Source organism: Nocardia sp. NPDC057663 (genome assembly GCF_042799895.1).
Taxonomy (GTDB): domain Bacteria; phylum Actinomycetota; class Actinomycetes; order Mycobacteriales; family Mycobacteriaceae; genus Nocardia.
Genome location: NZ_JBHVHX010000041.1, coordinates 9,046 through 26,011 on the forward strand (window position 1 = coordinate 9,046; position 16,966 = coordinate 26,011).

8 protein-coding genes are annotated in these 16,966 nt (G+C 65.0%); all 8 read right to left on the reverse strand.

Annotated elements, in window-relative coordinates; genetic code table 11:
• Positions 1–1,723 (reverse strand): WD40 repeat domain-containing protein (locus ACFVAV_RS35365; protein WP_379040051.1); only part of this gene is annotated, 1,723 nt, incomplete at its 3' end.
• Complete coding sequence (locus tag ACFVAV_RS35370) at positions 1,720–3,870, reverse strand: AAA family ATPase (RefSeq protein ID WP_379040053.1); 2,151 nt, start codon at positions 3,868–3,870, stop codon at positions 1,720–1,722. The genes ACFVAV_RS35365 and ACFVAV_RS35370, both read right to left, overlap by 4 nt.
• 307 nt (positions 3,871–4,177) lie before the next feature.
• Positions 4,178–4,477, reverse strand: a complete 300-nt coding sequence (locus tag ACFVAV_RS35375; RefSeq protein WP_379040055.1) for a hypothetical protein — start codon at positions 4,475–4,477, stop codon at positions 4,178–4,180.
• A 478-nt stretch (positions 4,478–4,955) separates the two neighbouring features.
• Positions 4,956–9,182, reverse strand: coding sequence for a hypothetical protein (locus tag ACFVAV_RS35380; protein ID WP_379040057.1), 4,227 nt, complete (start codon positions 9,180–9,182; stop codon positions 4,956–4,958).
• Positions 9,179–10,666, reverse strand: coding sequence for an esterase/lipase family protein (locus ACFVAV_RS35385; RefSeq protein ID WP_379040058.1), 1,488 nt, complete (start codon positions 10,664–10,666; stop codon positions 9,179–9,181). The genes ACFVAV_RS35380 and ACFVAV_RS35385 overlap by 4 nt, the downstream gene beginning before the upstream one ends.
• Before the next feature lie 1,258 nt (positions 10,667–11,924).
• Positions 11,925–12,926, reverse strand: coding sequence for a hypothetical protein (locus tag ACFVAV_RS35390; RefSeq protein ID WP_379040059.1), 1,002 nt, complete (start codon positions 12,924–12,926; stop codon positions 11,925–11,927).
• Positions 12,927–13,486: 560 nt separating this feature from the next.
• Positions 13,487–14,851, reverse strand: a complete 1,365-nt coding sequence (locus tag ACFVAV_RS35395) for an esterase/lipase family protein (RefSeq protein ID WP_379040060.1) — start codon at positions 14,849–14,851, stop codon at positions 13,487–13,489.
• On the reverse strand, positions 14,838–16,966 hold a 2,129-nt coding region (locus tag ACFVAV_RS35400), incomplete at its 5' end, for a tetratricopeptide repeat protein (RefSeq protein WP_379040062.1). The genes ACFVAV_RS35395 and ACFVAV_RS35400, both read right to left, overlap by 14 nt.

The following is a 16,966-nucleotide window of genomic DNA, read 5'->3' on the forward strand; positions in this document are numbered from 1 at the left end:
CGGGTAACGGCACTGCTGCGACCGCGGACACCGAGTTTGTGTGGCCGGTGAGGGGTTGCCCTACCGGGTGGCTGGTGCTCGGGTCCCACAATCGCACGGTGTCATCGTCGCTGCCGGTGGCTAGCAGTGTTCGTCCGTCCGGCAACGGCACCACCGCGACCGCCCTTACCGCGATGCGGTGGCCGGTGAGGGCTTGCCCGAATGGGTGGCCAGTGGCTGTGTCCCACAATCGCACAGCGCCATCGCGGCTGCCGGTGGCGAGCAGTGTCCGTCCGTTAGGTAAGGGCACTGCCGCGACCGCGAGCACCGAGTTGGTGTCGCTGGTTAGGGGTTGGCCCACCTGGTGGCGGGCGCTCGGGTCCCACAACCGCATGGTGCCATCGCGGCTGGCGGTGGCGAGCAGTGTTCGTCCGTCCGGCAACGGCACTGCCGCGACCGCGCTCACCACGCTGGTGTGTCCGGTGAGGGGGCGGCCGACCTGGTGGCCGGTGCTCGGGTCCCACAACCGCACCGTGCCATCGTCGCTGCCGGTGGTGAGCAGGGTCCGTCCGTCCGGCAGCGGCACCGCCGCGATTGCAGTTACCGAGCTGGTGTGGCCGGTGAAGGGTTGGCCGACCTGGTGGCCGGTGGACGGGTCCCACAATCGCACCGTCATATCGAAGCTGCCGGTGGCTAGCAGGGTCCGGCCGTCCGGCCACGGCATCGCCGCAACCGCGACCGCGGTCACCCAGCTGGTGTGGCCGGTGAGGGGTAGGCAGACCGGGTGGCCGGTGCTCGGGTCCCACAACCGCACGGTCCTATCGCTGCTGCCGGTGGCTAGCAGGGTCCGGCCGTCCGGCAGCGGCACTGCCGCGACCGCGAGCACCGAGTTGGGATGGCCGGTGAAGGGTTGGCCGACCTGATGACCTGTGCTCGGGTCCCACAACCGCACCGTACTATCACTGCTGCCGGTGGCGAGCAGTGTCCGGCCGTCCGGCAGCGGCACTGCCGCGACCGCGAGCACCGAGCGGGTGTGGCCGGTGAGTGGTTCGCCGACCGGGTGACCGGCGACCGGGTCCCACAACCGCACAGTCTTATCGTCGCTGCCGCTGGCCAACAGCGTCCGTCCGTCCGGCAAGGGCACTGCCGCGACCGCGAGCACCGAGTTGGTATGGCCAGTGAGAGGTTGGCCGACCGGGTGACCGGTGACCGGGTCCCACAACCGCACGGTGTCATCGCGGCTACCGGTGGCCAGCAGTGTCCGACCGTCCGGCAATGACAATGTCTCCAGCGCGACTATCGGACGACCTAAATGCGCAACAATATTGTTGACGACCTGCCACTGTGACCATAGACGCCGAACTCGCAGATTGGTTGTTTGGTCACCAGCGGGCCGTGCATTGGGCGAGATCGCGATATCCAAACTCAGTGCCCGCGACGAAGGTTCTACGCCAATGACAAGTGGTTCTAGTCCCGCCCAGGCTGCAAGGGTCGTGGCTTCGAACTCCGGTTTTGCCGGGATACCCACGTAGCTGCGCACCATGCCGCTGGATTCCCACGGCAGGAACGACGCGGGGATGTGCTCGTCGTCGAGCACCTCGCCTTTCGCCGCATGCGCTACGAGTTCCCGACGAATATACGGGTGCGGAGGGACCTCGGCGGACGATGGCAGCTGTGCGCGCAGCGCCTTGCTGATTCTGGCCTGAACAGCGACTTCGTCGGATGGTTCTGCAGGGAATGTCACTGCTGTCCTTCTCGTAGCGCATCAGGTTGGGACCGTAGAACCTCGCGGAGCCGTTCGTGCACGGGCCGATACGCGACAATCCGCTCGTCCACATCCCGGGTGAGGTATCCGATCAGCGGACCACCAAGCACATGGTCGATCGTGCCGTCAGGTAGCGCTCGGTCGAGAACGGCGGCCGCCATCACTGGCCAGATGTCGCCGACCGGAACCCCGGCGCCGCCGGCAAACGCGGCGGCACGCAGTACCGCCAGCAGCGCGTCCGCGTCGTGATGGCCAAAGGCGGCGTCGTGGATGTCGCGGCGCAGCAGCCCGACTGTGCCGTCCGAGAGTGACTGCAGCCATGTCGTGTCGTCGAGTGGTTGTGGTGCATCGAGCCGGCGTAGACGTTCGCCGACGAGGCGGGCGTCGAGAAAAGACAGTCCTATTCGGTCCGTGACCAGGTTCGTGAGCTGCATACGTGCCATGCGGTCGGCGCGGTATGCCGGTGCGCTGGTCAGCAGGGCTTCTAGGTAGTCGGCGATGTCGTTGGTTGTCTCGGGCCCGTCGGTGCGCAGCGTTGTGACGTTGTCGGCGGCGGCGACCTTGGTTAGTTCAGGCAGCAGGCCGTGTCCGTCACGGAACGGTGAGGTTCCTGCGGAGGTGTCGCTGCGGACGCCGATCACCCACCGGATCAGGTGTGTCCCGTGCTGATCGCGCCAGCCCGCGAGGGGGCTCACGACTTCTGGGAGCAGTAGCATCGGCTGGACGGCCTCGTCCAGACCGTCCAGCACGATCGTCACCGTCCGTCCAATGTCGATGAGGCTATCGTGCAAGCGATTTCGCAAACTTTGGGTGTTCGCGCGGTCTGTCGCCGTCGGCGTGATGCCGGTGGCGTTCAGGATCTGTTCGAGGATCGCGGGTGCGCTCTTCTGGCGTGCCAGGACAGCAATATCGACCGAGCCAGATGGTGGCAGTGATTCGGTGGGCGCGGTCTCGACTGCCTGGGCGTAGCGCGGGTCGCGCCGAAATTTCGGATCGGACAATGTCACTGCTCGCGCAATGACCGCCGACTTCCCGGTTCCAGCCGCGCCGGTGACGATGAGCATGCCCACTCCGAATCGAAGGAAGTTCGCGACCTGCACGGTCAGGTTTCGTCGACCGACGAAGTACCAACCGGGATCGTCGGAGGTAACCCGGCCACTGGCACGATCGAGCCAGTAGTCCACTTCGGCGCGAGAGTCGGCGACCTGGCGTCGAGCGTTGTCGACAGTCGAGTCGGGCGGCACATATCCAGGGTTGGGCAGACACAGATGTGGGTCGTCGGTCCACTCACCGAACGCGAGCTTGGCTCGGACCGGGAACGGGGCGTCGGCATCGGACGATGATGCGGCCTTGGCGAGTTCGCGCATGAAATCACCGATGCTCAGATGCGATTCCGCGTATCCACCCTGCAACAGCGTTGTGCGGACGGTCTCGAGCACCCGGGTGAAGTCTAGGATGCGGGGCTTCTGGTCGAAATCGCCGACCGTGAACACATGCAGTGAGCACAGCTCGCGCCGGGCCTGCGACAACTCCTTGCGGCGCGTCTCAAGCTCGACACGCAGGGCGCCCGAGTGACACGAATTCACGATGACCAGCAGGTGCTGCGCCTGCGAGCCGAGGATCGCGGTGACGATATCGGCGCTGGGATAGGCATGGGTGTATTCGTCGTCGGGTGTGGTCGGCAGCATCAGATAGTGGCGCCCGCTCTCGGCTTCACGCCCGTGCCCGGTGACGTACAGGACCGCGACATCCTCGGCAGGGAGCGAGCGCAGTCCCAGCTCGTGCACTTGGTCCTCGATATCGCGCCGGGTGGTGACGTCGGTGCGGCAGTGGGCGGTGAAGGCTCGGTCTTTCAACTGGTCGTGGCACCACCAGTCCTGAACCACCCGGATCTGCTTGTCGATGCCGGCGGCGAACCGCCCCAACGGGTCGTCGGGGTAGTTGCGGGCGGCGATGACGAACAGGGAGCGCGCGCCGAAAGGATTGTCGGTCAAGCGAATTCCCCCATCCCGTTGGCTTGTGGGCGATGATATCGACTGTGTCGCACGAATGGACCTTTCCCGCAACGAAATTTGATGGTCTGCCGAAGGCGCAGTGAGACGCTGACACTCCTTGACCCAGTCCATGGTTCGGGCCGAGTCATCGATGACGCGGTGATCGTCGTGCCGGGGATCATGGGCACCGAGGTGATCGATATCGGGACCAGCAAGAAACTGTGAGGATTGGATCCGGGCACCTTATCGGACGGATGCGGACCCGTGCCTACCAACCGGCTGACTCCGCTGGCTGTGGACACCGAGCGCGCAACGGTGCGGCCCGGATACCTTTGTGGGCACCGACTTTCGCGCCGTCCCTGCGCGGAATCGAGCCCTACACCAAGCTGTGCGCGCTCGAGCGCACCATCCGGCACCCGGCCGCGGTCTTCGAGTTCGGCTACGACTGGCGACTGCCCGTGCGCTGCGGGCCCAGGTCGGCGTCACGGTTCAGCAGAACGTCTGCCACGAAGGCGATCGCCTCCCGGGTCTTGGCGATCGGGCCATGCTGCTGAGGCAGCACATGCACTTTGATCCGGTCCTCCTTCGCCAGGATCAGTTCCCCGGCGGCAGTGCCGAGTTCCGTGGCATGGGTGACGGCGATCTCGGCATCGACAGACCAGACATCGTCACCGTCGGTGTGGAATTCGACATCGGGGCGAGGGAGCGGCCAAGCCCAACACATCAGGTGTGCGGTCACCGAATTCGGCACCGGCCTGCCCCGACGTGCCGAGGCGCACAGCCGCGACTGCCGACTCGTCGTATCCGCCACCGTCTACGAACCTGGGCTGTACCGGGTGGAGGTCGCTGGTAACGGGAATTCTGCGGTGGAACAGATCATCATGGTGGTGGACACCTACCGATGACCGATGGCCCCGAGTTCTACCCGATGGCGATCGGGTGGTACCGCGAACACGGCGAACCAGATGTCGAAACCGAACTCGGGTGCGCTGACCTCAGTGCTTGCGCCCTTCAGCGTTCGCATCCAGGACTGGAACGTCGCGATGAAGGATCGCGGCTTGGACAATATCCACTCCCGAATTAGCTTGTGGCGCAAGGCCGAACATCCCGCTAGGATCCCCGGGGATGACACCCTCATCGGCGGCTGGTCAGCTCGCTGTTCGCGTGGTATAGGAAGACAGCTGGGCGGTGACGGTTCATGCCGCCGGTAGAGGCAGTCAGAGTCTGCCAAGACTGATGACCATCAACCCGCCATGAGACACGACGGCCAGCGAGCTCGACCCGACCGCGCAAATGTTCTCCACCCTCCTGCCAATGTGGATGGTCAGAATGTCCTGAGCCGAGTCATTTGTAGCCAGATGCCACAATCGCACCGTGGCATCGTCGCTGCCAGTGGCCAGCAAGGTCCGACCGTCCAGCAACGGCACCGCTGCAACCGTGTTCACGCGGTCGGTATGGCCGGTTAAGGGTTGGCCGACCGCGCGGCCGGAGGCTGGGTCCCACAACCGGATCGTCATATCGTTGCTACCGGATGCCAGCAGAATCCGACCATCCGGCAACGGCACCGCCGCGACTGCTCGCACCCAGCTTACGTGGCCGGTGAGGGGTTCCCCGACCGCGCGGCCGGAGGCTGGGTCCCACAACCGGACGGTCGTATCGTCGCTGCCCGAAGCCAGCAGGACCCGACCATCCGGCCACGAGACGGCCACTACCGCGTTCACCGAGCCGACGTGGCCAGTAAGGGGTTCGCCGACTGGGCGGCCTGAGTCCGTGTCCCACAACCGCACGGTGTCATCGGCGCTCCCGGTCGCCAGTAGGGTTGCACGGTCCTTCAATGGCACCATTGCGACTGCAGTCACCGAGGCAATGTGGCCAGAAAGGGGTTCGCCGACTGGGCGGCCTGAGTCCGCGTCCCACAACCGCGCCCTTCGATCGCTGCTGCCGCTGGCCAGCAGAATTCGGCCATCCGGTTGCGGCAGCGCCGCGACCGCGTTCACCGAACTGGTGTGGCCGGTGAGGGGTTCTCCGGCTGGGTTGCCGGTGGTCGCGTCCCACATCCGGACAGTGGCATCTATGCTGCCGGTAGCCAGCAGAGTTCGGCCATCTGGCAACGCCGCTACAGCCACGACTGCTCGCACCCAATCGGTGTGGCTGGCTACGGATTCCCCCATCGAGTCGTCGGCAACCGGGTCCCACAATCGCACCGTGCCATCGTCGCTGCCACTCGCCAGCAAAGTCCGACCGTCCGGCACTGGCACCGCCGCAACCGCTCGCACCCAGCCAGTGTGACCGGTCAAGGGCTCGCCGAGCGAACGACCTGTGTCGGGATCCCACAACCACAGCGTGGCATCGCTGCTTCCTGTGGCCAGTAGGTTTCGGCCGTCTGGCAGCGGTACTGCGGCCACCGTTCGCACCCAGCCAGTGTGACCGGTCATGGGCCTTCCGACCGGATAGCCGGTCGTCACGTCCCACAACCGGACTTTGGCGTCAGTGCTGCCGGTGGCCAGCAGGGTCCGGCCATCGGGCGACGGAACCGTCGCAACCGAAAACACCGAGCCGCTGTGGCCAATGAGGGGTTCTCCAATCGAGCGTCCAGTCGCCGGATCCCACAACCGCACCGTCGCATCGATGCTGCCCGAGGCTAACAAAGTCCGGCCGTCCGGCAACGGCACCGCTGCAACCGCGTTAACCGAGCCGGTATGGCCCGCGAGGGGGGCACCGACCGGGCGGCCTGTAGGCAGGTCCCACAAGCGAACTATTGCATCTGTGCTGCCGGTGGCCAGCAGGGTCCGGCCATCGGGCAATGGCACTGCCGCAATCGCGTTGACCGAGCCTACGTGGCCGGTGAGGGGTTCCCCAACTGAGCGGCCGGTAGCCGGATCCCACAACCGTACGGTCGCATCGATGCTGCCTGAGGCGAGCAAACTCCGACCATTGGGCAACATCACCGCAGCGACCACGTATACCTCGCTGGTGTGGCCAGTGAGCGGTTCCCCAACGGGATGTCCTGTTACCGGATCCCACAAACGTACCGTGCCATCGCCGCTGCCTGAGGCTACGAGGGTTCGACCATTCGATAACGGCACCGCAGCGACGGAATTCACTGGGCTGGTATGCGCAAGGACGCGATGCGGGGCGACTCTCGTGAGAGCTGCCCATCGCAGGTTGGCCCGGTAGTAGTTCTCCTTCAGCCCGCCAACCTCAACCGTGGTCGCCAAGATCTGCGCGATGGCAATCTGAAGCACCAAACCCCGGTCCCGTACATCGGCGCGCTGAAGAAGCTGCCAAGAAACAAGCACTCCGCTGATCGCGGACGGGAGTGTCAGGCGTCCGAATGCGTACCGCTGCACGTCTTGGGCGACTGACTCGGGGTCCAGCGCGATGAGAACATCCCGGTTTTCGTCGAGTTGGTGCCAACCACGCTCTCCAGCGAATCCTGCGTGCGCGGAGAGGAAGTGAGTCAGATAGGGATTCAGCGACTTGGAGCCGTTGACCATGGCGCTGAGGTCGGCAGACGCCGCTTTGATAAGGGCTTGCAAGATTGCCGAATTCGCTTGGCAGTCCACGTTTGTGAGATTGGTCTGACGGGTGAAGAACTCGGCGAACGTTCGGTGCGCGAGCCGATATACGGTCTGGCCGTGTTCGCGGTCGCCCAGGACGGAGGGCGCGGCATCGTTGACGAGCCGCTGAACATCGTCCTCGCTGACGTCCAGCCCGGGCTCAAGTGCATGCGCCAGGGTGACCCACAGTCCCCCTTGGTCCGGGACGCCGCGGCCCCGGGCGAACGCCAGTGCGCGCAGAAGCGGTCGGTGACTCGGGTGTAGCCCGGCCAGCCGGTCGACTGCGACTCCGAAAAGATGTTGGTGGTCTTGTCCGAGCAGAGCGTCCCAAGTGGATGGATCGTGCCAGCGGCGGTCTGCTAGTACCTCGTGCACTGCCAATCGAGCGAACAGGAATTGACGTTGTTTCTCGCGCACCGCACGCGCAAACCCGGCGGCGTCGACTGAGACGGCGAGCGTGCCGCGTGTCCGATGCAGCCGCCGCGCGACATAGCGTTCGATAGCTGTGTCATCGCGGTCGATACGCAGATGGATGGCAGTTGAGCCGAGTGCGTCGAGCAGGTTCGCGTCTGGAGCTGGATAGTCGGGACCTTCGTGCGTGCTCGGCCTTGTCCCAATTAGCAGCCGAACAGTCGACACACCCGCAATGTCGCCAAGTACCACCCGCGCCACGGTCAGCGGATCAATAGCCTCGTCAAGCGCGTCGACAAGAATGGTCGTCAGCCGCCGGTCGACGAACTGCTCGCACAGCCATCGGGTCGACTCCGAGACTGATCCCGACGGTGGTTCGCCAGCCCCGATACCCTCGGCTATACGAGTGACGATCTCCTCTGGTGATGTGCCGGTCAGGTGGAGAACGAGGTCGAATGCCCCGTCGCTTGGGCGGTCGCCCTCCGCCACTTCCTCAAGCACACCGGCTCTTGACAAGGCGGTGCGTAGGGTCGGGTTGCTGTGGACCACTAGATGTCCAAGCAGGGCTGATTTTCCCGATCCGGCAGGCCCGGTGACAACGAGCGCCCCCCGTTGCGCCGTGGCGAGCCAGTCGATGATGTGACGGGTTTCGGACTTGCGTCCTTCGAAGTACCAGGATTGCTCGCCGAGCACTGTTTCCTTGAATGGCAGTTCGCCGCCGTGCGCTTTCGGCAGGAAGTGGCGCAGTTCGTCGTCGCTGAGCTGCGATAGGGCGGTTTCCAGTTCGGCGGTGACGTCGAGCGCGCTGTTGACGAGGACGGCGTGGCGGCGGCGGAGAACAATGTCGACGAGTCGTTTGCGTTCGACTGTCGCGTTCAGCCGTTCGAACTCGTCGGCGAGCTTGCCGAGCTCGATGTCGAACTCGCTTCGAAACGTGACATTGAGCAGGTGGTCTAGGTCTCGGCTGAAGCGGCCAAGATTGGTGGCACCTTCGCCAGACAGCCCGCCCACCAACAGGTATCTCCCGGCGACTGTCTTGTGCAGCAGCTCAGTCTTCAACAGTTCGATGAAGCGCTTGGACCCGCAGGCATCGACCACGACGATCGCCCACATGTCCTCGTCATAGAGTCGGCCTGCGATGGCCTTTGCCATGTCGGCAGGCGTCACACCGACGTCGCCGCTGTCTCGCTCGCTATTAGCGTGATACAGCACTGCAGTGTCGGCATTGTTTGTCCAGCCGTGCCCTACCCAGTAGAGGAACGTCTCGGGATGGTCGGCATTGCGCCACATACTGATTCGATTGTGGACGTTGTCGGCGCCGCGTTCGTCCATCTTGACCGTCCAGTCCTGAACGCGGACATTGAATGCTTGCAGCGCTGAGGTCACCGCGTCGAGTTCGGCCTTAACATCGAGGTCGGCGTGTTCGCGGTACCAACCGATCGCCAACGGGAAGAACTCAGGACCGTCGATCATTGGTCGGTGTCCACCGCCAGCACGAGCTGTTCCACCGGAGACGTCCCGCTTCCCGCTACCCGCACCCGGTACAGACCGGGCGTATACACAGTGGTGGAGACGACCAGTCGGCCATCGCGGCGGTGCGCCTCAGCTCGCCGGGGCATCGTGGTCCCAACTTCGCTTATCCCGCAGCGGACGTCGTTCGGCTTCGCTGCGCCCTCGACCGCGAAGTCGAATTCCTCACCAACTGTGACGATGTCAGGGGTGTCGATGCCGATCTCACCCTCACCGAGACGCGGTCCGAGGTCCCTCTCGCGATGGAGCAGAACGTCTATCACGAATGCAATCGCCTCGTCGGTCTTGGCGATCGGGCCATGCTGCTGCGGCAGCGGTACCACCTCCGGCCCGCCGTGCTGTCGCACTGCACTTCGGGGCGGCAATGCGGAGTTCCGGGGTACCGTTCCGTCACCGAGTCCCCCGAAACGTCGAAGCTCACCAGCGTTGTCACGCACCAGCTCCCCAGCGCTGTCGACATCGAAGACGTGGCGTAACCCCTCGACAAAATCTCCGTCGATGCGCAGCGAACACGTCGTCGCTTGCTCGACCCCGACCAGCGGCCGATGGCCTGGCAGCGAAACCGCGGCGCGGGCGGCGCGGTGGGCTAGAGCGTCGTCGGCGAGGTCACGGCGGCCGCCGTGAGTCGCGATGTCGTCCGAGGTCAGACGCCGCACATCGGTACCGACGTCCACGCAACGATAGCTCGGCAACAGGTCGTAGATGCCGGGCATCGTTACCGCTATCTGCTGGAGCTGACGCGCGGGCAACCTCGCTCCCTTCCCCGTCGCGAGCATAACTGCTGCCTTCGCGGCGCCCGCGAAAGGGGTGCCGAGGGTAATGATCGTGCCGATGGAGTCGGTCGCTCCCGAGTCCGTGGACAGTTCGTGGCACAGCAGTCCACCCATCGAGTGCGCGACGAGATGCACTCGCGCGTCAGAGCGGTCGGATACCCGCCGCCACCAAGACGCGTGTGCGTCGATGTGCTCGGCGAGCAAGCCTGCGTTGTATCGCACGGGCAGCCGCCAGTCATAGCCGAACTGCGAGACCGCGGCCGGATGCCGGACGATGCCCTCAAGTGCCTTCACGAGCTTCGTGTACGGATCGATCCCGCGCAGGAAGGGCGCGAAAGTCGGTACCCGCAGTAGTCGTCCGGGCTTCACCGTCGTGCGGTCGGGGTCGACGGCCAGCGGGGCCAGCCGCTCTGTCGGCGCCGTCCACATTCGTGCGATCAGATGTGGATCCAATCCCCATAGCTTCTTGCCTGTCGCCGAGTCGATGAGCTCGGTGCCCATGACCCCCGGCACGACAACCACAACGTCATCGATCACTCGATTCGAAACATAGTGTGGATCAATAACTATCGAGTCGTCGCGCCTTCGCTGGGGCGGCAGGTCGTCGGGTTGCGCTGCGGGAAACACCCATTCGTGCGACACACTGGTCATCATCGCCCATGAGCGGACTGTGTGGGGGGATTCGTGTGGCCTACAGGAGGTTTGGTACACGTGCGCTGTTCGTCATTGCCGCTCGCGATTGCCGCTCGCGATTGCCGCGACGACGATCGAGGCAGTTCGCCGACGGGCCGCCCATCCAGAGCCTGCGGTTGGCCCGCTTGTACGCCTTCGTGATCGACACCGCGCCCGTGTCTTAGTTGATGTGGCCGACAGTTAGCGCACCGTGCGCACCGTGCCTCGCCATCTCCCCGACACCGGTCACACGCGCCAGCGCGGTGCGGGCCGTTCGTCGACGTGCTCGAATTGGTCTTCGCTGTGGTGGTCGACCTCGCGTGCAATCCGCTTGGACAACTTGGGTTCCGCGCACGGATTGCGAGCGATGAGCGGGGTCGGTCGACGGCGAGCTGCTGCGGTCGGTGCTGCGGGTAGCAGCTGTGCATGTGGCGATGGGCATTGTGGGTGTGTCTGCGGATGGTGGTGGTCGGAGACTTATGCTCGGCACTGACGAGTGCTCCGAGGGTCGGCGCGGCCGGCTGGCTCGTCCGGCGTGTGGGTGTATGCACGTGGTGGAACTGTTGGCGTTTGTTGGTAGTGGTTGATCGAAAGTGAATGTAGATCGGGTGTTCGGCGTGCAAACACGCAGGTGAAATAGTTGTGCTTCCCGCGCGAGCGGGATGAGCCCGAGCCTTGCCCTCGATGAGCTGATGGGCGACGTGCTCCCCGCGCGATCGGGGGTGGGACCTGGGGCGAAGGGGGGCGACGGCGTGCGCCACTGATGCTCCCCGCGCGAGCGGGGATGCACCCGGGCTGATCTCGGGCGCGCGCCCCCAAGTCGGTGCTCCGCGTGCGTCGCGTTCCCGGCTCCTTCGATCGACGGCGAACTTGGGCGGGGTGCCGCCGCCCCTGCAGCCGTCGAGTGGGTCTGATCCCACGTTCCTGCTTCCGTGGCCGATTTCGCAGCCCATCCCGCCATGCCTACACTCGAAGAGCCAACCATTTAGCTTTGTGTCAGAGCCTGTGCGCAGCCGATTACTCAATCACGAATGCCCCGGACTAGCAATGCAAGAGTGCGGGGCATTCGGCGTTCTAGCTTGCGGGCGGGCCGGTTCGGATCCATGGAGTGTCGTCAACCGCAGGCCCGCCGAGCACGTCAATATGGCAGTGGAGGCCTAGCCTCCGGTAAGCGGGCCGTATCGGAGGCCAGATTGGCATCGCATCTCTCGACGTCATCGGAGGCGCGGTGGGCGCGGTGTCAGCCGAGGAGTTTGTACAGGCGGACCAGTTCGGTGGCAGTCGCTTTGGCGTTGTCGCAGCCGCCACCTGTGGTGTTGATCCGGATCAGCTCGATGTCGATGTCGGGGCCGGTGATTCGCTCTCGTTTGGTCCGTCGTTGAGCATCGACACCGACCATCAGCTCACAGCTCGCCGAGTACCGGCCGGTCCCGGCCAGATATTTGGCCGGGAAGCCGCCGATCTCGGTCAGCTCGTCACCGCTCATTCCCTTCCCGATGTGGGTGTCGGTGGCGCGCAGGAACGCGATCTGCTGCTGGGTGGATTCGTCGCTGCGGTCGAGCCGGAACCAGCATCCCCAGGGATTGAGTCCTCCGGCGTCGAGGTCGGGATGGCCTTGGCCGAGTGTTTGCAGCACATCGCACGCGTCGAGTCGCGATAGCCGGGTGTCGATGTGTGCGTGGGTTGATCCGGCGCGTGATGGTCGGGTGCCGAGCAGCGGGATCGATGCTGTGGCGATGTCGATGGCTTCGGGACATAGGTCGGCGCGGGGCGCGAGCGGGGCGGTGAATACCCGGATTGCGACGGCCTGCTGATCATCGAACTTGAGGTGGGCGCTGCAGAATTCGCCGCCGGCATCGGCGACGCGGATGGTGGTGCCGTTGACATCGACCGGTGTACCGAATCCCGGTTGGTTGATCATTCCCATGTCGAATTCGACTTTGGCGATGCGTTTGGGCCCGACTTCGGTGCCGAACGCGGCGGTACAGGAGTTGTACTCGCCGTCGGCGCCGATAGAGGCGGGCCGCGCGATCCGGTCGAGGGCGGCCGGGTCGAGGTAGCCGCAGGGGTCGATCGTTCGCAAGCTGTCGAGGTAGGCCAGCTTGGACACGATCTTAGGACCGAGGAAGTCCGGATATTGCGGTGCGGCCGCGGGCTGCGGATCGCCGGGGGCTTGGGTCGCGCAACCGGCGAGGCCGATCGCCATCAATATCGCCATGGTGGCCATGCGGACAGGCCTCATCGTTTCCCCCTCGAACTGGATCAATGTCGCTTCCGTCGCCTGGACGGCACCTGATCAGTCTAGGAGCTGATCTTGATTCCGACCGAAACCGTCAGGGGCGCAGTCATTCGGTGCTACTGCCGCTGTCCCGGCCCTGTGTGGAGCCAACGATGACGAGGACTTCGATGCTGTGCGTGCGGAGTTCGTCGCGGTGTGGGTCTTGCGGTCGTAGACACCCACGACCTCGGTTCCACTGCGACAAGGTGGTTTCCGTTGTCTCGCTGGCTTTTGGTAGACGATCGCCCCATCGCGGTGACCGATGTCCACGGTGCCCTTCGCGGGCGCCTTCGGCACTGTGACGAACTACCGGATCGCACTCGTCGGCCAAACCCTAACCGCCTAACCGCAACGCAGCGCGCGGAACACTGACGGCCCGTCAGCGGCGCGCCACTGCCCAGCTAGGACGATAGAACCACCGCGTCAGCTGCGCGCGGTGGCTCCGTTCCCATTGCCGATGTACCTCGACGGGCACATCGACGTTTCCCGCGATGTCCGCGAATTTGATCTGTGCGCTGATGGTGTCACTGCCAGACCAGCAGGGTATGGGTGACGGGGGTGACGAGGGTGGGTGTGGTCGTGCCTGTGATCAGGAGGGTGTGTGCGCCAGGAGGGGGTGGCGGAAAAGTGACGTGGGCGTGGTTGTTGCGGATGCGGGGTTGTTGGGTGGGATGGGTGTGGGCGCCGCTTTCGGAGATGAGTTGGGCCTGGATGGCGGGTGTGCGGCGGTCGCCGGGTTCGATGTCGATCGTGGCGGTGAGTGGTTCCCCCGTCGTGAGGAGTTCGGGTGCGGTGACGCGGACGGGGATGGTGTCCGGTGCGCGGCGGCGTACGGGGGCGGTGAGGATGGATTCGATCTCGTCGAGGACGGCGGGGTGGTTCTGGAGTGCGCCGTGGTTTTCGACGACACGGCGGATGCGGTTGGTGTCGGGGGCCAGGTCGTGTCGGAGCGCGCCAGCGAGGGGGACGGTGGCATCGCCGTAGTCGTTGTTGCCGTCGATGGTGTCGAGGGGTTCCAGACGCCCGTTGTCGAGACGCAGGGTGGTGGCGGTGGTTTGGCGGACGCCGATGATGGCGTGGGTGGTTTCGCGTCCGGCGGGGCGGTTGGTCTCGGCGGTGGTGAGTTCGGTGTGGAAGGCCAGTCCGTCGGCGAGCATGCGGGAATCGAGTTCGGGGATGGTGATTTCGTCGAGGCGATGCAGGGCACCCGCGTGGTCGATGCAGGCGTAGTCGGGCAGTAGCTGGTGGGTGGAGGGCAGGCTGCGGGCGAAGTCGGTGACGTCGATGCCGAAGGGGCCGATGTTCTTTCGGACGCCGTTGACGAGTTGGTCGACGGCTTTGGCGGCTCCGCGGTAGGGGGTGCCGACGGTGATGAGTGCTCTGGTGTGCTCGGCGCCGCCGTGGTGTTCGATGTAATGGCGGGCGATGAGGCCACCCATGGAGTGACAGACGAACACCACGCGCGCGTCGGCGCGGGTGGGGTGGCTGTCGCGCCAGGCGCCGAGTTCGTCGGCGACGACACGGGCGAGGCGGGTGGCGTTGTAGCGGTTCGACAGCCGCCAATCGTATGGAAAGGCGACCACTTTCCCGATCCCGCCGGTCTCGACGAGCCGGTCCAGGTGTGCGAGTAGACGGGTATAGCCGTGAATGGGTGTCCACAGGCCGGGGATCACGTGCAGGTCCGGCATCAGGGCGACTGGTGTGACTCCGTCGCCGGGGCGGTTGTCGCCGATTCCGTCGGGGAGCCGGAGTTCTTTGATGCTGCGCCCGAGGGTGGAGATCGCGTGCAGGACTGCACCGGCGGAGGGTTTCCAGATGGGCTTGCCGTGCTGGGTGAGGGTGGAGCCCATGATGCCGGGCAGCACCACGATCAGGTCATTCTTGGACATCGGTGGATTCCTTGGCCAGGAGAGGGATCAGCGACACGAGCGTGGGATGAACGGTGGCAAGGTCTGCGAGCAGAGTGATCCAGTCGGCACGGCGGTGCGGGGCCAGTCCTATCGCGTGCTGCAGATGTTCGCTGGCGTCTGTATTGCCAGGGTCGGAGGTGATCACGAAGGCACACGCCATGTATACGGTTGCGTCGGCGGCTCTCTCGACTGTTTCGGCACACAGGTAAGCCAGTTGCGCGACTGGCCCGAGGAGATAGGAGGCGGTGTTGGAGCGGGCGGCGGCGGCCAGCAGTGCAGGAAACAGGGTGGGGTCGTCGAGGGCATCGAAAGTGTCAGGCAGGGTCGCGGTACCAGTGTCGTGGGCGGCGAGGTCGATCAATGCCGCCGCGCGAAGTGGGCGTGGATCATCGGGGTCGGCGTCGATGAGGTCGTTCAGCTGCTGCCAGGTGTCGTCGTGGAGCAGGCGGTGGGGATGCTCGGTCAGTAGGTCGCGTTGCTGCTGGGGTTCGGCCGCCAGGAACTGTTGGAGGGTGAGAGCGCGGAAGACGGGTTCGTAGGCGGCGGTGATGCCGTGTTCGTGGGCGGTAGCCCGTAGCTGGATGTATCGGTCGGAATCAGCGGTGTCGAGGAGTGCTTCCTCGACCGCGACATCGCAGCTGTCCGTGAGCAGTTCGGGGTGCTCGAGCAGGTAGGTGTGTTCGGCGTAGTAGGTGCTGGTTGCGACCCACGCGCTAGCCACTTCGAGCAGTTCCGGGTCCACGAGCAGCCATGCTGGAAGCGGTGCTGCAGAGGCGGTGCTCCAGTGCCGGTCCCATGTCTCGGGATCGGCACGGCGATGTTCCCGCGCACAATCGTGGATGGCAGCAGCTGATGCTGGATCCGCCGCACCCTCGATCTCAGCGCGCACCAGCCAGCACACTGCCCGCAGATCCCCCTCGGGTACAGAGCATGCACGCGACAACAACAGATACATCTGCCCGAATCCCGCTTGCGACTCGATCACTTCCTGCCACACGACATCTGCCTGATCATCGCGATTCACCTGAGACAACCGAAGCATGAGGTTGTTCAGGCCGCTGGCGAGGTCGGGTAGACGTGAGGGGTTTTCGGTGGCCAGTTGCTGGTAGAGGGTGACGGCTTCTTCGGCAGGTGGTACAGCTTCGGGGAGGCGGTCGATCTCGCCGTAGCGGATGCCGAGGTTGTTCAGGGCCATAGCGAGGCCGGGTAGATGTGCGGGGTTCTGGGGGGCCAGTTGCCGGTAGAGGGTGACGGCTTCTTCGGTAGGTGGTACGGCGTCTGTGAGGCGGTCGACCTCGCTGTAGCGGATGCCGAGATTGTTCAGGGCCATGGCAAGATTGGGTTGGTAGGCCGGGTTCTCCACGGCCAGCTCCCGGCGAATGGCGACGGCTTCCTCAGCAGGTGGTACTGCGTCGGTGCGGCGGCCGACCTCGCTGTAGCAGTTCCCGAGGTTGTTGAGGGCGCCGGCGAGGTTGGGTTGATAGGCCGGGTTTTCGGTGGCCAGTTGTCGGTAGAGGGTGACGGCCTCTTCCCCGGGTGGTACTGCTTCGGTGCGGCGGTCTACCTCGCTGTAGCAGGCAGCGAGATTGGTGAGGGCCCCGGCGAGGTTGGGTTGGTAGCCTGGGTTCTCGGCAGCCAGTTCCCGGTAGAGGGTGACGGCCTCGTCAGCGGTTTGTACCGCCTCGGTGAGGCGCCCGACCTCGCTGTAGCGGATGCCGAGGCTGTTCAGGGCCATGGCGAAGTTGGGTTGGTAGGCAGGGTTTTCCGCGGCCAGTTCCCGGTACAAGGTGACGGCTTCCTCAGCGGGTGGTACTGCGTCGGTGCGGCGGCCGACCCCGCTGTAGCAGGTTCCAAGGTTGGTGAGCGTGCCGGCGAGGTCGGGTTGGTAAGCGGGGTATTCGGCGGCCAGTTGCCGGTAGAGGGTGACGGCCCTTTCGGCGGGTGGTACTGCTTCGATGCGGCGTCCGACCCCGCTGTAGCACGCTCCGAGGTTGACAAGCGCACCGGCGAGGTTGGGTTTGTAGGTGGGTTTGTCGGTGGCCAGTTGCCGGTAGAGGGTGACGGCCCTTTCGGCGGGTGGTACTGCTTCGATGC